Annotated in this window: 21 protein-coding genes; 8 read left to right on the top strand and 13 right to left on the bottom strand. The window is 59.2% G+C overall.

Annotated elements, in window-relative coordinates; genetic code table 11:
• Positions 1 to 156 precede the first annotated feature (156 nt).
• The 4 genes from phnE (QLG03_RS21430) to phnC all read right to left on the bottom strand — a co-directional run bounded on the left by phnE (QLG03_RS21430) (position 157) and on the right by phnC (position 3,780).
• Positions 157 to 1,041: a phosphonate ABC transporter, permease protein PhnE gene (gene phnE, locus QLG03_RS21430; RefSeq protein WP_032453207.1), complete on the bottom strand. Its 885-nt coding sequence runs from the start codon at positions 1,039 to 1,041 to the stop codon at positions 157 to 159.
• Positions 1,038 to 1,910, bottom strand: coding sequence for a phosphonate ABC transporter, permease protein PhnE (gene phnE / locus QLG03_RS21425; protein ID WP_282473667.1), 873 nt, complete (start codon positions 1,908 to 1,910; stop codon positions 1,038 to 1,040). The genes phnE (QLG03_RS21430) and phnE (QLG03_RS21425) overlap by 4 nt, the downstream gene beginning before the upstream one ends.
• Positions 1,911 to 1,976: 66 nt before the next feature.
• Positions 1,977 to 2,915 carry a phosphonate ABC transporter substrate-binding protein gene (gene phnD, locus QLG03_RS21420; protein ID WP_032428601.1) on the bottom strand — a complete coding sequence of 313 codons (939 nt, stop codon included), beginning with the start codon at positions 2,913 to 2,915 and terminating at the stop codon, positions 1,977 to 1,979.
• A gap of 22 nt (positions 2,916 to 2,937) precedes the next feature.
• A complete protein-coding gene (phnC, locus tag QLG03_RS21415; RefSeq protein WP_110237832.1) occupies positions 2,938 to 3,780 on the bottom strand; it encodes a phosphonate ABC transporter ATP-binding protein in 843 nt (280 codons plus the stop codon).
• Between the two features lie 842 nt (positions 3,781 to 4,622).
• Here phnC and QLG03_RS21410 point away from each other — a divergent pair.
• The 6 genes from QLG03_RS21410 (at position 4,623) to QLG03_RS21385 (ending at position 11,416) form a co-directional block, all read left to right on the top strand.
• A complete protein-coding gene (locus QLG03_RS21410; protein WP_023288544.1) occupies positions 4,623 to 5,165 on the top strand; it encodes a helix-turn-helix transcriptional regulator in 543 nt (180 codons plus the stop codon).
• 73 nt (positions 5,166 to 5,238) lie between these two features.
• Positions 5,239 to 5,826: a common pilus major fimbrillin subunit EcpA gene (gene ecpA, locus QLG03_RS21405; protein ID WP_023288545.1), complete on the top strand. Its 588-nt coding sequence runs from the start codon at positions 5,239 to 5,241 to the stop codon at positions 5,824 to 5,826.
• 58 nt (positions 5,827 to 5,884) lie between these two features.
• On the top strand, positions 5,885 to 6,553 hold the full coding sequence (locus tag QLG03_RS21400; RefSeq protein WP_023288546.1) for a hypothetical protein: 669 nt from the start codon (positions 5,885 to 5,887) through the stop codon (positions 6,551 to 6,553).
• A 25-nt stretch (positions 6,554 to 6,578) separates the two neighbouring features.
• Positions 6,579 to 9,104, top strand: a complete 2,526-nt coding sequence (locus tag QLG03_RS21395; protein ID WP_282473666.1) for a fimbrial biogenesis outer membrane usher protein — start codon at positions 6,579 to 6,581, stop codon at positions 9,102 to 9,104.
• Positions 9,094 to 10,737: a fimbrial adhesin EcpD gene (gene ecpD / locus QLG03_RS21390; RefSeq protein WP_255988472.1), complete on the top strand. Its 1,644-nt coding sequence runs from the start codon at positions 9,094 to 9,096 to the stop codon at positions 10,735 to 10,737. The genes QLG03_RS21395 and ecpD overlap by 11 nt, the downstream gene beginning before the upstream one ends.
• Positions 10,706 to 11,416 (top strand): fimbria/pilus periplasmic chaperone, encoded by a 711-nt coding sequence (locus QLG03_RS21385; RefSeq protein WP_077271762.1) that lies wholly within the window; start codon positions 10,706 to 10,708, stop codon positions 11,414 to 11,416. The genes ecpD and QLG03_RS21385 overlap by 32 nt, the downstream gene beginning before the upstream one ends.
• Before the next feature lie 3 nt (positions 11,417 to 11,419).
• Here the strand turns inward: QLG03_RS21385 and QLG03_RS21380 are convergent, their stop codons facing one another.
• From QLG03_RS21380 to QLG03_RS21365, 4 genes are read right to left on the bottom strand one after another with little or no spacing between them, the layout of a single operon-like run.
• On the bottom strand, positions 11,420 to 12,109 hold the full coding sequence (locus QLG03_RS21380) for an amino acid ABC transporter permease (protein WP_044521205.1): 690 nt from the start codon (positions 12,107 to 12,109) through the stop codon (positions 11,420 to 11,422).
• Positions 12,099 to 12,851 (bottom strand): amino acid ABC transporter permease, encoded by a 753-nt coding sequence (locus QLG03_RS21375; RefSeq protein WP_044521207.1) that lies wholly within the window; start codon positions 12,849 to 12,851, stop codon positions 12,099 to 12,101. The genes QLG03_RS21380 and QLG03_RS21375 overlap by 11 nt, the downstream gene beginning before the upstream one ends.
• Complete coding sequence (locus tag QLG03_RS21370; protein ID WP_023288551.1) at positions 12,848 to 13,666, bottom strand: amino acid ABC transporter ATP-binding protein; 819 nt, start codon at positions 13,664 to 13,666, stop codon at positions 12,848 to 12,850. Before QLG03_RS21370 ends, QLG03_RS21375 begins: the two co-directional genes overlap by 4 nt.
• Before the next feature lies 1 nt (position 13,667).
• Entirely contained in the window at positions 13,668 to 14,477 is an 810-nt protein-coding gene (locus tag QLG03_RS21365) for an ABC transporter substrate-binding protein (RefSeq protein WP_048296814.1), read from the bottom strand.
• Between the two features lie 329 nt (positions 14,478 to 14,806).
• On the opposite strand from QLG03_RS21365, the gene QLG03_RS21360 reads away from it, so the two are divergent.
• Entirely contained in the window at positions 14,807 to 14,977 is a 171-nt protein-coding gene (locus tag QLG03_RS21360; RefSeq protein WP_002890108.1) for a hypothetical protein, read from the top strand.
• A gap of 116 nt (positions 14,978 to 15,093) precedes the next feature.
• Here QLG03_RS21360 and QLG03_RS21355 read toward each other — a convergent pair whose 3' ends face one another.
• Genes QLG03_RS21355 through QLG03_RS21335 form a run of 5 tightly spaced genes read right to left on the bottom strand, consistent with a single transcriptional unit; the run spans position 15,094 to position 19,625 of the window.
• Positions 15,094 to 15,789 (bottom strand): ABC transporter ATP-binding protein, encoded by a 696-nt coding sequence (locus tag QLG03_RS21355; RefSeq protein ID WP_004204908.1) that lies wholly within the window; start codon positions 15,787 to 15,789, stop codon positions 15,094 to 15,096.
• Positions 15,782 to 16,564 (bottom strand): ABC transporter ATP-binding protein, encoded by a 783-nt coding sequence (locus QLG03_RS21350; RefSeq protein ID WP_032453292.1) that lies wholly within the window; start codon positions 16,562 to 16,564, stop codon positions 15,782 to 15,784. Before QLG03_RS21350 ends, QLG03_RS21355 begins: the two co-directional genes overlap by 8 nt.
• Positions 16,551 to 17,600 carry a branched-chain amino acid ABC transporter permease gene (locus QLG03_RS21345; protein ID WP_008805324.1) on the bottom strand — a complete coding sequence of 350 codons (1,050 nt, stop codon included), beginning with the start codon at positions 17,598 to 17,600 and terminating at the stop codon, positions 16,551 to 16,553. The genes QLG03_RS21350 and QLG03_RS21345 overlap by 14 nt, the downstream gene beginning before the upstream one ends.
• Positions 17,600 to 18,499, bottom strand: a complete 900-nt coding sequence (locus QLG03_RS21340) for a branched-chain amino acid ABC transporter permease (RefSeq protein ID WP_002890128.1) — start codon at positions 18,497 to 18,499, stop codon at positions 17,600 to 17,602. Before QLG03_RS21340 ends, QLG03_RS21345 begins: the two co-directional genes overlap by 1 nt.
• A 19-nt stretch (positions 18,500 to 18,518) precedes the next feature.
• Positions 18,519 to 19,625, bottom strand: a complete 1,107-nt coding sequence (locus QLG03_RS21335) for an ABC transporter substrate-binding protein (RefSeq protein WP_072096492.1) — start codon at positions 19,623 to 19,625, stop codon at positions 18,519 to 18,521.
• Here QLG03_RS21335 and QLG03_RS21330 point away from each other — a divergent pair.
• Positions 19,618 to 19,761 (top strand): hypothetical protein, encoded by a 144-nt coding sequence (locus QLG03_RS21330; RefSeq protein ID WP_032428606.1) that lies wholly within the window; start codon positions 19,618 to 19,620, stop codon positions 19,759 to 19,761. The genes QLG03_RS21335 and QLG03_RS21330 overlap by 8 nt on opposite strands.
• The last annotated feature ends 106 nt before the right edge of the window (positions 19,762 to 19,867 follow it).

Below are 19,867 nucleotides of genomic sequence, written 5' to 3'. Positions count from 1 at the left end.
CCGGGTAAGGCGCAGCCGCCACCCGGCGAAATCAAGGATACCGTGCCTGATATCTTGCCCGGCGGCGCTGCGCTTGCGCGGGCCTACGGGGTGTGAGCCTGTGAGAGGATCCTCCAGGCCGGGTAAGGCGCAGCCGCCACCCGGCACAAAGGCGCGCTAGCGTTCCTCCTGATACAGCGGCACTACGGCGCCGCCGATATAGCGACGGCGCAGCCAGGCGGAGAGGGTGTCCATGATCATCACCACCGCCACCAGCAGCAGCGTGATAAACATCACCACATCCCAGTTCCACAGGCGCATATTCTCGGCATAGATAAGCCCGATACCGCCGGCGCCGACGAAGCCCAGCACCGCCGCGGAGCGGGTGTTGGATTCAATCTGGTACAGGCTCAGCGCGAGGAAGGTCGGGAACGACTGGGTAAAAATGCCAAAACGATGCTTTTGCAGGCCATTCGCGCCCACGGCGGTCAGCCCGCGCCCGGGGGAGCGGTCCACGGCTTCGTGTCCTTCCGCGTACAGCCGTCCCAGCAGACCGGTGTCCTGCATGATGATCGCCAGCACCCCGGCCAGCGGCCCGAGGCCTACCGCGCGCACGAAAATCAGCCCCCAGATAGCCATGTCGATCCCGCGCAGCACATCAAACAGGCGGCGCATCAGCAGGGCGAGGGTCCCCAGCACCACGCCGCGCATGATGTTGCGGGCGGCGAAGAAGGAGAGCAGCAGCGCCAGCACCGTGGCGGTGAGCGTCCCGGCGAAGACGATAGCCAGGGTAATGCCGATTTGCGTGAAGTAATAGCCGAACGGCCAGTTCCAGAAGTCGTGCCAGACGAACATCCGCGCCAGATAGCGGCCAATCTGCTGCAGGCCGGTGGTCAGCTGTTCGCCGCTGATGCCGAACTGCAGAAAAAACCAGACGTAATAGAGCACGCAGGCCAGCGCCACCAGCCCGACGTAGCGCAGGTAGCGCCCCTGGACCTGATAGAGCTGTTTATGCTGCCGACGGCTGGCGGCGATATCCGGTTGCATGTGCCAGACGCTCATTTCTTACCCTCCAGTACCCACAGGCGCAGACGACCGGACAGCATGTCCAGCGCCGACACCACCAGAATGATCAGCAACAGGGTGATGCTCACCTGATCGTAACGGTCGAGCTTGATGTTGGTCATCAGCTCCTGGCCGATGCCGCCCGCGCCCACCAGCCCGAGAATGGTCGACGAGCGGAAGTTGATTTCAAGCCGCATAAAGCCGTAGGAGAGAAACAGCGGCTTCACCTGCGGCCACAGGGCGAAGCGAATTTTCTGCAGCGGCGATGCGCCGCAAGCCGCCAGGCCGCGTACCGGTTTGTTTTGCGCGCTTTCCACCGCCTCGTAGAACAGTTTGGTCAGACTGCCGACGGTATGCAGCATGAGCGCCAGAAAGCCCGGGATCGCGCCGATGCCGAACGCCATCACAAAGATCACCGCCCACGCCAGCTCGGGCATGGTGCGCAAAAACGCCACCAGCACGCGAATGGCAAAGCGCACCGGTGCCGGGGACCAGGCGTTATTGGCGGCGAGAAACGCGAAAACCGTGGCATTGGCGACCGCCACCAGGGTTGAGGCCAGCGCCAGCTGCAGGGTTTCCCAGATCAGCGGCAGCTGGATCGGCAGGCGATAGCCCCACCAGGCCAGCGACCCTTTGGTCTGCACGTCGGCGAACAGGTTGCCGGCGCTCAGGGGCGGAATGGTCTCTGCCATATAGTCCAGGAAGTGGGGCAGCGAGTGCCAGATAGTCAGCAGATTAAATTCCGCGGCGCTGCCGGCGGCAAAATAGAGCGCCAGCAACAGCAGGGACCAGCAGACGGCATCGCGTTTTTGCCGCGAGCGTATCTGCTGGTAATAGCGTTCAAATTCGATGTGGGTCGTCTTCATGCGTCGGGGATCTTCAACGTAGCGCCGCCGCTCACCTCGGGGCAAGCCGGCGGCGTTGAGGCAGGATTAACGCGCGCTCACCAGCTCGCGTTTCATATCGATAATCTGCTGGAAATCAGCCACGCTGCCCGGGCCGATGTGCTGCGTACCGCCCATCGCTTTGATAAAGCAGGCGTGATCCTCAGTATCCAGTTTTTTCACCGCCGCCACGACTTTCGCCTTAAAGTCCGCCGGCAGCGCATTGCTCACCAGGATCGGGCCGTTCGGGATCAGCGGCGATTGCCAGATAATGCGGATCTGTTTCATCAGATCCGGATGATCCATGCGAATCAGGCGGTTGAACGCGCCGGTGGTGTAGCCGGTGTTGTAATCGCCAACCATCGAGGCCCAGGTCACCGCCCCCGCGAACTGGCCATTCAGCACGCCGAGGATGTCCTGCTCGTGGCCACCGGAGAAGGTGACGCTGGAGAAGGTGTTGTTGTATTTGTTGTCGGCGTTGCCGCCAAATTTTTCTTTAAACGCATGGTTAGGGATCAGATACCCGGAAGTGGAATCCGGGTCGGCGAAGCCAAAGGCTTTGCCTTTTAAATCGTCCAGCGTTTTATACGGGGAGTCGGCTTTGACAATCACCACCGAGTGATAGCCGCGAGACTGATCTTTGTCGTCCACGGCGATGCCGACGATATCCACCGCTTTCGGGTTATTGAGATAAACCGAGGCGTAAGAGGAGGGGGACATGCTCAGCACCACGTCGACTTTACCCCCCAGCAGACCCTGAATCACCCCGGAATAGTCGGAAGAGTTACGCAGTTTGGTATCCACGTTCAGCTCTTTATCGAGGAAGGTCTTCACGCACTGGTTATCGCCGATTTGCTGGGTGGCGTTCTGGCCGCCGAGAATGCCCAGATTCAGCTCTTTCGGCTGCGCCGCCGCTGCCTGCCATGCCATCATCATGCCCGCGACCATTGCGGATAAACGAACTGCGCCAGTCATATATTTTTTCATTATCTTGCCCGTGTGAGTGAAATTAATGCAATTGGCTAACGTCATCGCCGTACAGCTGCTGCAGTACATCCTGCGTCAGCCGGGCGGGGTGATCGTCAAAAATAAGCTGTCCGTTGGCGACGCCGATAACCCGGGTGCAGTAGGTCCTGACCAGCTCCACCGAATGCAGGTTGACCATCACGCTGATGCCCTGCTCGCTAATCTCGCGCAGCACATCCATGATGCGCTGAGTGTTTTTCGGATCCAGCGAGGCGACAGGCTCGTCGGCGAGCAAGATCCCGGGGTTTTGCATCAGCGCCCGGCAGATCGCCACCCGCTGCATCTGCCCGCCGGAGAGGTTCTCCGCCCGCTGCAGCGCGTGCGGCAGCATGTTCATCCATTCAAGCAGCGCAATGGCGCGCGCCCGGTCGGCTGCGGGAAAGATTTTAAACAGCGATTTCAGGGTTGAAGTCTGGCTGAGGCGGCCCAGCAGGACGTTGGTGAGCACATCGAGACGGGGCACCAGGCAGAAGTCCTGAAAAATCATTCCGCAGTGGCTGCGCCAGGCATTGAGCGCGCGACCTTTCAGCTGTGAGACATCGTGCGGGGTACCGACTTCCGGGTAGCTAAGAATTTCTCCGCCGCTGGCGCTGTGGGTGCCGTTGAGGACATGCAGGAGCGTCGATTTACCGGCGCCGGAGCGGCCTATGATGCCAACCATTTCGCCAGCGTGCAGATCAAAGCTGATGCCGTCCAGCACCTTGTGCTGGGCTTGATAAGCTTTACTCAGGTTACGCACGCTTAAGACCTTCCGCTGCCGGCCGGCATTGAGATCGGTGAACGGCTGGAAATCAGTTTCGGCCACCGCGGCAAGAGAGCTGTTCATAAGAGTGTCCAGGTTCGTCATTAACTGGCCACTATTAATAGGTCTTTATGTGAAATTTCGATGACGGTATTGCGAACAAACCGTGAACAGGCGGGAAAGGGCGGCGGTGAGCGGTCCACCCGCGCGCGTGTGGCGCGCTGGCGAAGCGCCGAAAAGTGGCTATGCTTTCGGGGGCGCGAAGACAGGCGCCCCTTGACGGCCGGAACCCTCGTCAATCTTCGCTTAATCTTGCTGATGAGAACTGTTATATCGAATAGATAATGCGTCTGCCTTTGTTTAGCATTCAACATTCCCCAGGTATTAACATATACATAACTATTTTGTGCGGCAGGTTAATCTATTCATGAGTCTTATGTGTTGGTGAATCATCCTGGTTGTTGCTTCTTTTTGGATTTATATTCTTTATTTTTTAATAAATTTGGTTTATTCGGAAGCTTCACTCTACCCTCCATTAAGAATATTCCTAACATAATAGGGTGAAGATCCTGGGTAATATAAAATTCAGCTAAGAATCGACGGTAATATTGCCAATAACCTTATGAAAATAAATGTCTTTTTTCTTTCCTCAAAAAAACGATATTTTCAGTTTTTGTAAATATTGACCTGGGCGCGAAATTCATTGCCTTTCCGCATGTTGACACTCTATAGGAAAAAACTTAAATTCAACGCCAAGCAGAAAATAATTATAGTTTAACCCCGCTTATCCAATATTGATAGGTGATGCGTGTCTTATTTAATGGCGATTTATTAAAGGAATGGAATACGCCAGTTAACTTTATAGGCCTGGCAAGCAGTGACGTTGTAAAAATGATTACTTCAAGGACTATGAGGTTAAAAACTATATGGAATATAAAAGCTGTTCCGATAAGTATATTTGGTCTGCCCATGACTCCTACTTCTATAAAGGATTATCCGAACTGATTGTAGATATCGACGAATTAATTTATCTGTCGCTAGAGAAAATCAGAAGAGATTTCGTGTTTATCAATCTCAATACGGCTTCGTTAAACGAATTTATCAGGCGCGACAGCGAATGGCTATCCGCGGTAAAGGGGAAACAGGTCGTATTAATTGCGGCCAGAAAGTCAGAGGCCTTAGCGAATTACTGGTATTACAATAGCGATATTCGCGGCGTGGTATATGTTGGCCTGAGTCGCGATATTCGAAAAGAGCTGGCCTATGTGATTAATGGCAGGTTTCTCCGTAAAGATATTAAGAAAGATAAAATTACAGACCGGGAAATGAAAATTATCCGCATGACCGCCCAGGGCATGCAGCCGAAATCGATCGCCAGAATTGAAAATTGTAGCGTGAAGACAGTGTATACCCATCGGCGCAATGCTGAGGCCAAGCTGTATTCCAAAATATATAAGTTAGTTCAGTAACACCCAGGCAAGTTAATTTTTGAATGGTTCACCGGGACATCCTGTCCTTAATTCAACTCAGGAAGAAAAAGCGATGAAAAAAAAGGTTCTGGCAATAGCTCTGGTAACGGCGTTTACCGGTATGGGTGTGGCGCAGGCTGCTGACGTAACGGCTCAGGCTGTAGCGACCTGGTCTGCGACCGCCAAAAAAGACACCACCAGCAAACTGGTCGTCACCCCGCTCGGCAGCCTGGCGTTCCAGTATGCCGAAGGCGTGAAAGGTTTTAACTCACAGAAAGGTCTGTTTGACGTGGCAATTGAGGGTGACGCAACGGCGACCGCCTTTAAGCTGACCTCGCGTCTTATCACCAACACCTTAACCCAGCTGGATACCTCCGGCTCCACGCTGAGCGTGGGCGTGGATTATAACGGCGCAGCGGTGGAAAAAACCGGTGATACCGTGATGATCGATACCGCCAACAACATTCTGGGCGGCAACCTCAGCGCGCTGGCTAATGGCTACAACGCCAGCGGCCGCACCACCGCGCAGGATGGTTTCACCTTCTCTATCATCAGCGGCACCACTGACGGCACCACCGCCGTGACCGATTACAGCACCCTGCCGGAAGGGATCTGGAGCGGCGACGTTAGCGTCCAGTTCGACGCCACCTGGACCAGCTGATCCTTCTGATGCACCAGCAGGGGGGGCTCCCCCTGCTTTTTTCACGGACGGAATTGTTATGAAAAAGCACCTTCTGGCCCTCGGGCTGCTGCTTGCCGGAGTATCGCCGGCGCAGGCGCTGGATGTCGGCGATATCTCATCGTTTATGAACAGCGGCAGCAGCACACTGAGCAAAACGATCAAGAACAGCACCGACAGCGGCCGCCTGATCAATATCCATCTCGAACGGCTCTCTTCCCCGCTGGATGACGGACAGGTTATTCCGATGGATAAACCGGATGAGGTACTGCTCACTCCCGCCAGCCTGCTGCTACCCGCCCAGGCCAGCGATGTGATCCGCTTCTTCTACAAAGGCCCGGCGGATGACAAAGAGCGCTACTACCGCATTGTCTGGTTCGACCAGGCGCTCAGCGATGCCCAGCGCGATAACGCCACCCGCAGCGCGGTGGCCACCGCTTCCGCCCGCATCGGCACCATCCTGGTGGTGGCGCCCCGGCAGGTGAACTACCGCTTTCAGTACGCCAACGGCTCCCTGACCAACACCGGGAACGCGACGCTGCGGATCCTCGCCTACGGCCCTTGCCTGAAGGCCGCCGAGGGTAAGGAGTGTAAAGAGAACTACTACCTGATGCCGGGTAAATCACGCCGTTTTACGCGCGTGGACACGGCGGATAAAAAAGGACGGGTTGCGCTTTGGCAGGGTGAGCAGTTTGTTCCCGTGAAATAGACAGCTGTGCAGATGGATAACGACGATGCCTCTACAACGGATTTCCCCAGGACTGAAAACACCGCTTGCCTTCGGCATGTTTTTTTTGTTCGTTCAGCCCGACGCCAGCGCGGCTGCCCCAGGGGCGCAGCAGATTGGCGGGGTGATTATTCCGCAGGCCTTCAGCCAGGCGCTGCAGGACGGCATGAGCGTTCCTCTCTATATTCATCTTGTCGGCAGCCAGGACACCCGGGACGATCAGCGGATCGGCAGCGCCTTTATCTGGCTGGACGGTGGCCAGCTGCGCGTTCGGCAGATCCGGCTGGAGGACAATGAGGGTAACGCCAGCGTCAGCGAACAGACCCGCCAGCAGCTGACTGGCCTCGCCAACGCCCCGTTCAGCGAGGCGCTCACCATCACGCTGACCGACAGCGCGCAGCTGGATCTCAGCCTGCGCCAGCTGCTGCTGCAGCTGGTGGTCAAGCGCGAGGCGCTGGGCACCGTGCTGCGCTCGCGCAGCGAAGACATCGGCCAGTCGAGCGTCAACGCCCTCAGCAGCAACCTGAGCTATAACCTCGGCGTTTATAACAACCAGATGCGCAACGGCGGGAGCAACACCTCCAGCTACCTGTCGCTGAACAACGTCACGGCGCTGCGTGAGCATCATGTGGTGCTCGACGGCTCGCTGTACGGGATCGGCAGCGGTCAGCAGGACAGTGAATTATATAAGGCCATGTATGAACGCGATTTCGCCGGCCACCGCTTTGCCGGCGGGATGCTTGACACCTGGAACCTGCAGTCCCTGGGGCCGATGACCGCTATTTCGGCGGGCAAGATTTACGGCCTTTCCTGGGGGAACCAGGCCAGCTCCACCGTCTTCGACAACAGCCAGTCCGCCACGCCGGTGATCGCCTTTCTGCCGGCGGCGGGCGAGGTGCATCTCACTCGTGACGGCCGGTTGCTGAGCGTCCAGAACTTCGCCATGGGGAACCATGAAGTGGATACCCGCGGCCTGCCGTACGGTATTTACGACGTGGAGGTGGAGGTGATCGTCAACGGGCGGGTGGTCAGCAAACGCACCCAGCGGGTCAATAAGCTGTTCAGCCGGGGACGCGGCGCCGGCGCGCCGCTGGCGTGGCAGGTGTGGGGCGGCAGTTTTCATATGGATCACTGGTCGGAGAGCGGGAAAAAGACCCGGCCGGCGAAAGAGAGCTGGCTGGCGGGCCTCTCGGCCTCCGGGTCGCTCAGCACCCTGAGCTGGGCGGCAACGGGCTATGGCTACGACAACCAGGCGGTGGGAGAAACCCGCCTGACGCTGCCGCTGGGCAAATCGATCAACGTTAACCTGCAAAATATGCTGGCCAGCGACAGCTCGTGGAGCAGCGTCGGCAGCATCAGCGCCACGCTGCCGGGGGGCTTTAGTTCAGTGTGGGTCAACCAGGAGAGAACCCGCATTGGCGATCAGTTGCGGCGCAGCGATGCCGACAACCGGGCGATCGGCGGCACCCTCAACCTCAACGCGCTGTGGTCGAAGCTGGGGACGTTCAGCGTCAGCTACAACGATGACCGTCGCTACAACAGCCATTACTACACCGCGGATTACTATCAGACGGTCTACAGCGGCGCCTTTGGCTCGCTCGGCCTGCGGGCGGGGATCCAGCGCTATAACAATGGCGACAGCAGCGCCAACACCGGGAAATATATCGCCCTCGATCTGTCGCTGCCGCTGGGCAACTGGTTCAGCGCCGGGATGACCCATCAGAACGGCTACACCATGGCTAACCTCTCAGCGCGCAAGCAGTTTGATGAAGGCACCATTCGCACCATCGGCGCCAATCTGTCGCGGGCCATCTCCGGCGATACCGGGGATGACAAAACCCTCAGCGGCGGGGCGTATGCCCAGTTCGACGCCCGCTACGCCAGCGGCACGCTGAACGTTAACAGCGCGGCGGACGGCTACGTCAACACCAACCTCACCGCCAGCGGCAGCGTCGGCTGGCAGGGCAAAAACATCGCCGCCAGCGGACGAACCGACGGTAACGCCGGGGTGATCTTCAACACCGGGCTGGAGGATGACGGTCAGATCAGCGCCAGGGTCAACGGGCGGATCTTCCCGCTCAGCGGCAAGCGTAACTATCTGCCGCTCTCACCCTATGGCCGCTATGAGGTGGAGCTGCAAAACAGCAAAAACTCGCTCGACAGTTACGACATCGTCAGCGGGCGCAAGAGTCATCTGACCCTCTATCCCGGCAACGTGGCGGTGATTGAGCCTGAGGTGAAGCAGATGGTCACCGTCTCCGGTCGTATTCGGGCGGAAGACGGCACGCTGCTGGCGAATGCGCGGATTAACAACCATATCGGCCGTACCCGCACCGATGAAAACGGCGAGTTTGTCATGGATGTGGATAAGAAATACCCCACGATCGATTTCAGCTACGGCGGCAATAAAACCTGCGAAGTGGCGCTGGAGCTCAGCCAGGCGCGCGGCGCCGTCTGGGTGGGGGATGTGGTTTGCAGCGGCCTCTCGTCGTGGGCGGCGGCGCAGCAGACAGGAGAAGAGAATGAAAGTTAACCCTTTAATCGCCCTGGCGATCCTCGCGCTGCTCTGGCCGGCGTCCGCGCTCAGGGCGGCGGTGTCGAAGACCACCTGGTCGGATGCGCCGGCGCGCGAGTTTGTGTTTGTGGAAAACAACTCCGACGACAACTTTTTCGTCACCCCCGGCGGGGCGCTGGATCCGCGCATGACCGGCGCCAACCGCTGGACCGGCTTAAAATACACCGGCTCCGGGACCATCTATCAGCAGAGTCTCGGCTATATCGATAACGGCTACAACACCGGGCTCAATGCCAACTGGAAGTTTGATATGTGGCTGGAAAACTCGCCGGTTTCGCACCCCTTAACCGGCCTGCGCTGCATCAACTGGTACGCCGGGTGCGATATGGCCACCAGTCTGATCCTGCCGCAAACCACCGACGCCAGCGGGTTCTATGGCGCGACGGTGACCAGCGGCGGCGCGAAGTGGATGCACGGTATGATGTCGGACGCCTTCTATCAGTATCTGCAGCAGATGCCGGTCGGCGGCAGCTTCACGATGACCATCAATGCCTGCCAGACCTCGGTGAACTACGACGCCAGCAGCGGCGCGCGCTGTAAGGATCAGGCCTCCGGCAACTGGTATGTGCGCAACGTCACCCACACCAAAGCCGCGAGCCTGCGGTTGATAAACACCCACTCGCTGGCGGAGGTGTTTATCAACAGCGATGGCGTGCCGACCCTCGGGGAAGGGAACGCCGACTGCCGGACGCAGACCATCGGCAGCCGCTCAGGATTAAGCTGTAAGATGGTCAACTATACCTTGCAGACCAATGGGTTAAGCAACACCTCGATCCATATTTTCCCGGCGATCGCCAACTCGTCGCTGGCCTCGGCCGTCGGGGCGTACGATATGCAGTTCAGCCTCAACGGCAGCTCATGGAAGCCGGTGAGCAATACCGCCTATTACTACACCTTCAACGAGATGAAGAGCTCAGACGCGATCTATGTGTTCTTCTCCAGCAACTTCTTTAAGCAGATGGTGAATCTCGGGATCAGCGATATCAATACCAAGGATCTGTTCAACTTTCGCTTCCAGAACACCACCTCGCCGGAGTCAGGCTGGTATGAGTTTTCCACCTCCAACACGCTGATTATCAAGCCCCGTGATTTCAGCATCAGCATTATCTCCGACGAATATACCTCGGCGCCGTCGCGGGAGGGGTATGTCGGCAGCGGCGAACCGGCGCTCGATTTCGGCTACATCGTCACCACCAGCGGTAAAACGGCCGCCGACGAAGTGCTGATCAAAGTGACCGGACCGGCGCAGGTGATTGGCGGGCGCTCCTACTGTCTCTTTAGCTCCGATGACGGTACGGCGAAAGTGCCGTTCCCGGCGACGCTCTCTTTTATCACTCGCAGCGGCGCGACGCAGACCTACGACGCCGGGTGCGATGACAGCTGGCGGGATATGACCGATGCGCTGTGGCTGACCACGCCGTGGACCGATATCTCCGGCGAAGTGGGGCAGATGGATAAGACCACGGTGAAATTCTCGATTCCGATGAATAACGCCATTTCGCTGCGGACGGTAGACGATAACGGCTGGTTTGGCGAAGTCAGCGCTTCAGGAGAGATTCATGTCCAGGCGACGTGGCGCAACATTAACTAAGGCCCTGCTGACGGTGGGCTGCCTGATGGTGGCTCCGCTGGCGCAGGCTATCTCGGTCGGCAACCTGACCTTTTCCCTGCCGGCTGAAGCGGATTTCGCCAGCAAACGGGTGGTCAACAACAATAAAAGCGCGCGGCTGTACCGCATCGCCGTCAGCGCCATCGATCGCCCGGGCGGCAGCGAAGTGCGCTCCCGGCCGGTAGATGGCGAGCTGCTGTTCGCCCCCCGTCAGCTGGCGCTGCAGGCCGGGGAGAGCGAATACTTCAAATTTTACTATCATGGCCCGCGGGACAATCGCGAGCGCTATTATCGGGTCTCGTTTCGCGAAATCCCCACCCGCAACCTGACGAGGCGCAGCCCGACCGGCGGCGAGGTCAGCATGGAGCCGGTGGTGGTGATGGATACCATTCTGGTGGTGCGCCCGCGCGAGGTGCAGTTTAAATGGTCTTTCGATAAGGTGGCCGGGACGGTGAGCAATACCGGCAATACCTGGTTTAAGCTGCTGATTAAGCCAGGATGCGATTCGACCGAAGAGGAGGGGGACGCGTGGTATCTGCGTCCCGGGGACGTGGTTCGCCAGCCGGCGCTGCGCCAGCCGGGGAACCACTATCTGGTCTATAACGACAAATTTATTAAGATCAGCGATACCTGCCCGCTGAAGCCCCGCCCCGCGGAGTGAACCTTACCCGGCGGCCGCGCGGCGGGTAAAGCGCCGGCTGGCCAGCAGGCTCAGACCGCAGCACAGCAGGTAGTAGACCGCGCCGGTGAAGACGAAGATCGCCAGGGGATAGATCTGCACCCGGTTGTTGACCTGGCCGGCCACGGTTGTCAGCTCCGGGACGTTGACGATAAACGCCAGCGAAGTGTCCTTCAGCAGGCCGATAAAGATCCCCACCAGCGACGGCTGAACGTTGCGCAGCGCCTGCGGGAGCAGCACCAGGCGTAGCGTTTGCCCGGGGGCGAAGCCCTGGGTCAGCGCCGCCTCATACTGACCTTTCGGCAGCGACTGCAGCCCGGCCAGCACCGAGTGCATCACCGAGGCGGCGGTAAACCACGCCAGCGCCAGGGTCACGGTCACCGCGCCGGGCAGATCGCCGCCGGTCAGCATCGGCAGCAGATACCACAGCCAGAAGATGACAAATATCAGCGGGATGCCGCGGATAATTTCCGCCCACAGAAACAGCAGACGCCGCGTCAGCCCGCCGTAGCGCCAGGCCAGCCCCGCCAGCGCAATGCCTCCCGGCAGCGCCAGCAGCGTGGCGCCGATAGCCATCAGCAGGGTCAGGGCCACGCCGCCGGGCTGGCCCTCCGCCAGCCGGCCCCACAGCAGGTAATCAAGGTTATCGGCGATCACCGCCAGATTAGCGTTCATGTTGGGCGCTCCGTTGCAGTTTTCTTCCCGGGCCGAGACGCGTTAGCGCCACGCCCATCGCCACCCCCAGCGCCAGATACAGCGCGGTGCCGACGGCAAAAGCCTCCAGGGCGTGCGCGTTATAGCTCTCAATCTGCCGCACCTGATAGGTCAGTTCCGCAAAGCCGATGCCGCTGGCCAGCGATGAGAGTTTCATCAGGTTGAGATACTGGCCGACAATCGGCTGCCAGGCGTTGGCCAACCCCTGCGGCAGAAGGATAAAGCGCAGCTCCTGCCACGGCGTAAAGCCCTGCGACAGCGCGGCTTCCCGCTGCCCGTGGCTGACGGCGCGCAGTCCGGAGGCGATCTCTTCCACCAGAAAGGCGGAGGTAAAGACCCCCAGCCCCCACATTGAGCAGAGGAACTCCGGCGTCAGCCACCAGACGTTGCCCGGCAAAATGGACCAGGCGTGTTCGTCGTTCACCACGTTCTTCACCGCCAGCGGCAGCAGATTCCAGGCGGCAAAGTACCAGAACAGCAGCTGGACCAGCAGCGGGGTATTGCGAAACAGCGAGACCCACGCGGCCACCAGCCCGCGCCCCGCGCGGCCGCCGCCGAGACGCAGGGCCAGCAGCAGAACCGCCAGCGCAGTGGCGAGCAGGATCCCGGCGACGCTGACCCAGACGGTGGTGAGAAAACCAGAGATAATCCATTGCAACGGCTGTCCGCTCAGGACGCCGTGCCAGTCAAGCATCGGCGTCACTCGAGGCTCTCCTGGTGCAGCGGATCCAGCACCTTCTGCAGAAAACGCCGCGCGCGGGCATGCTGCGGATGGGCGAAAAACTCAGCCGGCGGGGCGACCTCGAGAATGTCGCCGCCGTCAATAAACACCACCCGGTCGGCAATTTCGCGGGCAAACTGCATCTCGTGGGTCACCACCAGCATGGTGATCCCGCTGTGGGCGAGGTTTTTCATCACCTGCAGCACTTCGCCGATCATCTCCGGGTCGAGCGCCGAAGTGGGCTCATCGAACAGGATAATCTGCGGCGAGGAGGCCAGGGCGCGGGCGATCGCCACCCGCTGCTGCTGGCCGCCGGAGAGCTGCGCCGGCATCTGCTGCGCTTTCTCCTCCAGCCCGACCTGACGCAGCAGCGCCAGCGCCCGCTCCTGTGCCGCGCTTTTTCCCCAGCCGTGGACGCGCTCCAGCGCCAGCGTGATGTTCTCCTGCGCCGTCAGGTGGGCGTAAAGGTTGAACTGCTGGAAGACAAAGCCGACACGGCTGCGCAGCTGGCGCAAGGCGCTGCCGCTCAGCCGGCTGGTGGGTTTGCCGTCGATCAGGATCTCGCCGCCGCTTAAGGATTCGAGCTGGTTGATCAGGCGGATCAGCGTCGATTTTCCCGATCCGGAAGGGCCGAGGATCGCCACTACTTCGCCGGGATCGACCTGCAGGTTGATGGCGTTAAGCACCTGATGATCGCCGTAGCGCTTGGCCACCTCACGAAAGGTAATGCTGGCGCGCTGCAGACGTGAAAAATCCGCGGCCGGAGCCGCGGAGTGGGAGAATAAACCCGAGAACATATTATTTCGCTTCTATGGTAAAGGCGCGCGGCTGCGGCGTTTTAGTGGCAGGGCCAAACCAGACATCGTAAATTTTCGCGGCTTCGCCGGTTTTCTCCAGCTTCACCAGCTCATCGTTGACGGCCTTCAGCAGGGCCGGTTCGCCTTTCTTCACCCCCACGCCAATCTCTTCTTTGCTGAGCAGGTCGGGCAGAATTTTAAACCTGGCTTTATCCGGCGCTTCCGCCAGCAGACCGGCAAGGATGGTGCTGTCCTGGGTGATGGCCTGCACGTTGCCGTTGCGCAGGGCGGTCAGGGCCAGCGGAATATCGTCATAGGAGAGGACGCGAGCCTGCGGGAAACGCTGGTGCAGCGCCTGTTCGCCGGTGGTGCCTTTCACCGCGCCGATGCGCGCTTTGCTGTACTCATCAAGCTTATCCGGAGAGCCGGCCGGCACGAGGAACTGCTGGCCGGTGACGAAATACGGCGTTGAGAAATCAATAACCTGGGCCCGCTCCGGGGTGATGGTAATGTCGGCGACGATCAGGTCGGCTTTGCCGGACTGCAGCAGCGGAATACGGTTGGCCGGATTAGTGGCCACCAGTTCGAGTTTGACGCCGAGCGCTTTCGCCAGCGCCTGGGCAAAGTCGACGTCGTAGCCGACGATATGGTGGGTTTTGGCGTCCACGGAGCCGAACGGCGGATTGGCGTCAAAGGTGGCGACTTTCACGACGCCGGCGGCTTTGATGTCAGCCAGCTGGTCGGCCTGCGCCTGCGAGGCGAGCAGCAGCATACCCAGCGCCAGTGCGATTTTTGTGGTTTTGTTGCGCATATTTTTTCCCCTGAATCCCTGTTTTGTTTTGTGGACATCACGCTCCCACACATTCCCCGTCGGCGGCAAAGAAGAAAAAATTCTTATCTATAACGAAAAAGAACTTAACAAACCTGTGGGTATTCTTTATGCGCTGGTAGCGTTTTACCGGCGCAGTCACGAGTGCCGGGCGGCCCTCTTTCCCTCCGGAGAGAGGGTGAGGGTGACAGGACCGGGCGTAATATGCGCCAGCCAGGATTGCAAATTCGGAATTAATATTTCCCGCGCCCGGCCAACTGTGGTTGAAATAGACCCAGGCGATTCGCTTCCCGACAGAGGAGAAAACGAAAGTGGCATTGTGGCAACGGTTAACGGGCTGGCTGGCTTTTTTGTCCAACGGTGAAGCCGGACAGCAAGATACTCAACGCGTCATGGAGGCGATCCTGCCGGTGGCCAGCCTCTACGGCGTGGACATTGGCAACGTGGAAACCCGGTGGTTCCGTCATGATAAGACATACTGAGCGACGCAGGACGCGAGAAGCCTACTGGAACGAGGTGTGCTTTGTGTAGCAAGAGACTGCCTGAGGTTGCGGCATCGCAGGAGGCGCCGCCGCAGCCCAGGCAGTTTTAACCACCCTTATCCCCCCAGATACATCCGCTTAATTTCCGGGTTAGTCAGCATCTCCCGCGCCGCGCCTGACAAGGTGATCCGGCCATTCTCCAGGACATACGCCCGATCGGCGATCGCCAGCGCGGCCGTCGCATTCTGCTCCACCAGCAGCACCGTCATATTCTCTTCGCGCAGTTGCTTAATGATGCCGAACAGCTCGCCGACAATTTTCGGCGCCAGCCCGAGGCTTGGTTCATCCAGCATCAATAACACCGGCTCGCTCATCAGCGCCCGGGCGATGGCCAGCATCTGCTGCTCGCCGCCGCTCATGGTGCCCGCCATCTGATGGCGCCGCTCCTTGAGCCGTGGAAAGAGGGCGTACATACGATCGCGCAGGCGGGTGTAGCCGGCGAGATTATTGTAAGCGCCCATGCGCAGGTTCTCTTCGATGGTCAGGTTGGTAAAGACCCGGCGTCCCTCCGGCACCAGCGCCAGCCCGCGACGTACGATCTGGTGGGTCTGGCTGCGCGAGATATCGTCGTTGAGGAAGCTGACGCGCCCGCTGGAGCGCACCAGGTTGACGATCCCATTGAGGGTGGAGGTTTTACCGGCGCCATTGCTGCCGATCAGGGTGACGATCTCCCGGTCATAAACATCGATATCGACGCCTTTCAGCCCCTGGATCACGCCGTAAAAGACCTTCAGTTCTCTGGCGTTAAGCATAATTGGCTTCTCCCAGATAAGCGGAAATGACGTCCGGATGCTGGATCGCCTCGGCCATCAGGCCGCTGAACAATGGCTTACCATACTCCAGGACCATCACCCGTTCGCACAGACGGTTGACGAAGGGCATATCGTGCTCGATTAACAGGACGCTGAGCTGATAGTCATGGCGCATGCGGAAGATCAGCTCCGCCAGATCCTCTGTCTCCTTTGGGTTCATCCCGGCGGCCGGCTCATCGAGCAGCAGCAGCTTCGGCGAGGTGGCCAGCGCGCGGGCGATCTCCACTTTGCGCTGGTTGCCATAGCTCAGGTTCGTGGCCTGCATATGGGCGAAGTGGGCGATGCCGATGTCTTCCAGAATGGCCATCGCTTTGGCCTTCGCCGCCCGCTCGGCCGGAAAGTAGCGGCCAATGTGCAGGGCCGCCTCCAGCAGCGAATAGCGGCTGGCGCGGTCGAGTCCAACCATCACGTTCTCCAGCACCGTCATCGAGTTAAACAGCCGGATATTCTGGAAGGTGCGGGCGATCCCGGCGTTCACCACCTGGTTGGGCTTTAGCCCCTTCAGCGACGTGCCCGCGAGGGTGACGCTGCCGCTGGTGGGTTTATAGTTGGCGGTGATGACGTTAAACAGGGTCGTTTTGCCCGCGCCGTTCGGGCCGATAAGGCCAAAGATCTCCGCTTCATCAACATGGAAGCTGACGTTGTCGATGGCCCGCAGGCCGCCAAACTGCATGGTGACGTCCTGCACCTGCAGGATGATTTTATTTTCCGCCATAGCTGCTGTTCCTTCTTCCCATCTGCCAAATCTCTTTTTTCCCCAGCAGCCCTTCGCGGGCGAAAAGCATGATGATCAGCAGCAGCAGGGAGAAGACCACCATTCTCAGGCCCGGATAGGCGCCGAGATCGTGACCGAAGAACTGCAGCGGCTGGTCGAGAAAGCGCAGCCACTCGCCGCTGCCGACCACCAGCACGGTGCCGAGCAGGGCGCCGGTGGTGCTGCCGAGCCCGCCGAGGACGATAATAATCAGCAGCTGGAAGGTGAGCATAAAGTCGAACAGCCCCGGGGAAATGGTGGTCAGCAGGGAAGCCAGCAGACCGCCGCCGATCCCTTCGAAGAAGGCGCTGGTGGCGAAGGCGCAGGTTTTAATGCGGAAGGTGTTGACCCCCATGGCGATCGCCGCATCTTCATCGTCGCGAATGGCTTTCATCATCCGGCCATACTTCGACCACACCAGCTGGAGGATCATGCCGGTAGCCAGCAGGGCGAACAGGCCGCACCAGAACAGGAGATGCGGCTGCTGCGGAATATCGTTCAGCCCGATGGCGCCGTTGGTGATTTGCGGGTTGTTAATGGCGAGGATCTTGATGATAAACCCGAAGCCGAGGGTGACGATGGCCAGGTAGTCGCCGCGCACCCGGAAGACCGGCACGGCGAGGCACACCGCCAGCGCCGCCGCGCACAGGCCGCTTATCAGCAGGGCGGGGAGGAAGCCCGCGTGCAGGCTGAGGATCCACGGGCTGGGGGCGGCCATTTCAAACATGTCTACCTTGCTGTCGCTGGAGAGGATCAGCAGGGCGGTGACGTAGGCACCCACCGCCACGAAGCCGTTCGGCTCCAGCGACAGCTGGCCGGTCACGCCGTTGATCAGGTTGTAGCTGACCGCGAGGATCATAAAGATAAAAATGGTGCTGATGACGCGAACAATGTAGTCATTGAAAACCACGTTGATTCCGGCCAGCAGCGCGATACAGATGACAATAATGGCCAGGTTGCGCAGCTGCGCCCCGGCGGTGGTCGTCGCGTTGAGCATCAGAAACGGCTCCTTTCCAGACGTTCGTCGCCCATAATGCCGACCGGGCGGAACAAGAGGACCAGAATCAAGAACAGGAAGGCGAAAGCGTCTTTATAGCCGCCCAGTTCGGGGAAGATCGCCACCGCGACCACCTCGGTAAAACCGAGGATAAAGCCGCCCAGCACCGCGCCGGTGACGCTGCCGATCCCGCCCAGCACGGCGGCGGCGAAGGCCTTCAGGCCGATAAGCACGCCCATCAGGGGATCGATCGTCGGGTAGCTGATGGAGTAGAACACGCCGCCGAGCGCCGCGAGGCTGCTGCCGAGGGCGAAGACCAGGGAGATGATCCGGTTGGCGTCAATGCCCATCAGACGCACGGTGTTGACGTCAAAGGCTACCGCGCGGATCGCCATTCCATAGCGGGTGCGGTACAGCAGCCAGAGGATCGCCAGCAGCAGCAGGACGGTGATCAGCGGCACAATCCACGCCACGTTGGTAATGATGACGCTGCCGAAGGCCCGGGTCTGGTTGAAAAAGTCAGGGGCGGAGAAGAAGCGCGAGCTGCCGCCAAACAGCACATTAAACAGGTTTTCGAGGAAGAAGCTGACGCCGATGGCGGTGATCAGCATGGAAATTTTCGAGGCCTGGCGCAGCGGACGATAGGCGACTCGGTCAATCAGCATGCCAAACAGGCCGCACAGCCCGAGGGTCAGGAAAACGGCTACCCCGAAGGGTAGCCCAACCGAAGAAAATAAAAACAGCGTACTAAACGCGCCGACCATCATCACGTCCGCATGGGCGAAGTTGATCAGCCTTAGCACGCCATAAACCATCGTATAACCGATGGCAATCAGGGCGTACATGCCCCCAAGACTCATTCCATTGACCACTTGCTGGAGAAAAATGGCGCCGTCCATTTTGTAGCCTCGTCACAACTTAAGGGTTAACCACGGTACGAAACGCCAGCTTGCCATCTTTCACTTCGTTGATGACCGCGCTGCGAATGGCGTCGCCGTTCTGTAACGTCAGCGTGCCGGTCACGCCCTGGAAATCTTTGGTGGCGCGGATTTTTTCATTCACGCAGACCCGATCGTGGGGATCGCTGCACTGGTTCATGGCGTTGACGATAACGTTATAGGCGTCCGCCGCCATAGCGCCCCAGGTATGGGTCGGCTGCTGGTATTTGGCTTCCCAGGCTTTGATGAAGGTTTCCCCGGCCGGGGTCTGCTCTTTGGCGTTCGGCGAGTAGTAATCGGTGGTCATATAGCCGTTGACCGCGTCTTTACCCACATCGAAGAAGACCTGATCCGCGGCCAGACCGTCGCCGCCCACCACCGGTTTGTTGAGCCCCAGCTGTTTTGACTGCACGGCAATCAGCGCCCCTTCGGTGTAGTAGATCGGCATATAAATCATGTCGACATTCTTCGCCTTGACGCTCGCCAGCTGGGCTTTAAAGTCCTTGCTGCCGCCCGGGGCCTGTACCTCGATGGGAATGGTGCCGCCGTTTTTCAGGAACTGGGTGCGGAACGCTTTCGCCAGGCCGACGGAGTAATCGTTGCTACTGTCAAACACGATGGCGGCGGTTTTGGCTTTCAGATCGCGGGAGGCCAGATTGGCCCCGACCACCCCCTGGAAGCTGTCCGAGAAGCAGACCCGGCTGACGTACGGATGGTTGCGGGTGACGCGGTCGTTGGTGGCGGTGGAAGAGACCAGCGGCGTTTTGCTGTCGTCGGCGATCTTGGTCATCGCCAGGGTGTTGGAGGAGGTGACTTCCCCGATCACGGCATCCACTTTATCGCTGGAGACCAGCCGCTGCATGGCGTTGGCCGCTTCGACTTTGTCGCTTTTATCATCGATAACGATAAGCTTGATGGTATCGCCATTTTTTAACGTCGGGGTGATGGTCTGAATAATGTCCAGCCCTTTCTGCGACGGCTGACCATAGCCGCTGAGGGCGCCGCTCAGGGGTAATACCACCCCGATTTTAATTTCCGCTGCCTGCGCGCTGCTCGCGCCGGCCAGCGCGGCTACCAGCGTGGCCATTAAAGACGCTTTCCCGGAAAACGATTTCATTGGTATTTCTCCGTCGGTCGATTATTTATCTTTAACCATCAATGACTGCATAACATTGAGGAATAATTCGCCAGCGTATCTGGCGAATTATTGGCTGTTATGTTGAATAGATAACGAGATATATACCCTAAATAATTCGAGTCGCATGAAGGCGGCATGTGAGCGAGTCCCCAGACGCTTGCAGAAGTCAGTGACTGGGGGGAGAGAACGCA

This window comes from Klebsiella sp. V115_8, assembly GCF_029967715.1.
Lineage (GTDB): Bacteria > Pseudomonadota > Gammaproteobacteria > Enterobacterales > Enterobacteriaceae > Klebsiella > Klebsiella quasipneumoniae.
This window is presented reverse-complemented; position numbering and strand designations above follow the sequence as displayed.

Bases quoted from the DNA above. Each gene is read 5' to 3' on its own strand.
- QLG03_RS21335 (WP_072096492.1), bottom strand. From the start codon at position 19,625: ATGGCCACGCTGGTAGCCGCGCTGGCCGGCGCGAGCAGCGCGCAGGCA.
- phnE (WP_282473667.1), bottom strand. From the start codon at position 1,910: ATGAAGACGACCCACATCGAATTTGAACGCTATTACCAGCAGATACGC.
- QLG03_RS21370 (WP_023288551.1), bottom strand. From the start codon at position 13,666: ATGTTCTCGGGTTTATTCTCCCACTCCGCGGCTCCGGCCGCGGATTTT.
- QLG03_RS21400 (WP_023288546.1), top strand. From the start codon at position 5,885: ATGAAAAAGCACCTTCTGGCCCTCGGGCTGCTGCTTGCCGGAGTATCG.
- QLG03_RS21385 (WP_077271762.1), top strand. From the start codon at position 10,706: ATGTCCAGGCGACGTGGCGCAACATTAACTAAGGCCCTGCTGACGGTG.
- phnE (WP_032453207.1), bottom strand. From the start codon at position 1,041: ATGAGCGTCTGGCACATGCAACCGGATATCGCCGCCAGCCGTCGGCAG.
- QLG03_RS21355 (WP_004204908.1), bottom strand. From the start codon at position 15,789: ATGCTTAACGCCAGAGAACTGAAGGTCTTTTACGGCGTGATCCAGGGG.
- phnC (WP_110237832.1), bottom strand. From the start codon at position 3,780: ATGAACAGCTCTCTTGCCGCGGTGGCCGAAACTGATTTCCAGCCGTTC.
- ecpD (WP_255988472.1), top strand. From the start codon at position 9,094: ATGAAAGTTAACCCTTTAATCGCCCTGGCGATCCTCGCGCTGCTCTGG.
- QLG03_RS21395 (WP_282473666.1), top strand. From the start codon at position 6,579: ATGCCTCTACAACGGATTTCCCCAGGACTGAAAACACCGCTTGCCTTC.
- QLG03_RS21340 (WP_002890128.1), bottom strand. From the start codon at position 18,499: ATGGACGGCGCCATTTTTCTCCAGCAAGTGGTCAATGGAATGAGTCTT.
- ecpA (WP_023288545.1), top strand. From the start codon at position 5,239: ATGAAAAAAAAGGTTCTGGCAATAGCTCTGGTAACGGCGTTTACCGGT.
- QLG03_RS21345 (WP_008805324.1), bottom strand. From the start codon at position 17,600: ATGCTCAACGCGACGACCACCGCCGGGGCGCAGCTGCGCAACCTGGCC.
- phnD (WP_032428601.1), bottom strand. From the start codon at position 2,915: ATGAAAAAATATATGACTGGCGCAGTTCGTTTATCCGCAATGGTCGCG.
- QLG03_RS21380 (WP_044521205.1), bottom strand. From the start codon at position 12,109: ATGAACGCTAATCTGGCGGTGATCGCCGATAACCTTGATTACCTGCTG.
- QLG03_RS21410 (WP_023288544.1), top strand. From the start codon at position 4,623: ATGGAATATAAAAGCTGTTCCGATAAGTATATTTGGTCTGCCCATGAC.
- QLG03_RS21365 (WP_048296814.1), bottom strand. From the start codon at position 14,477: ATGCGCAACAAAACCACAAAAATCGCACTGGCGCTGGGTATGCTGCTG.
- QLG03_RS21350 (WP_032453292.1), bottom strand. From the start codon at position 16,564: ATGGCGGAAAATAAAATCATCCTGCAGGTGCAGGACGTCACCATGCAG.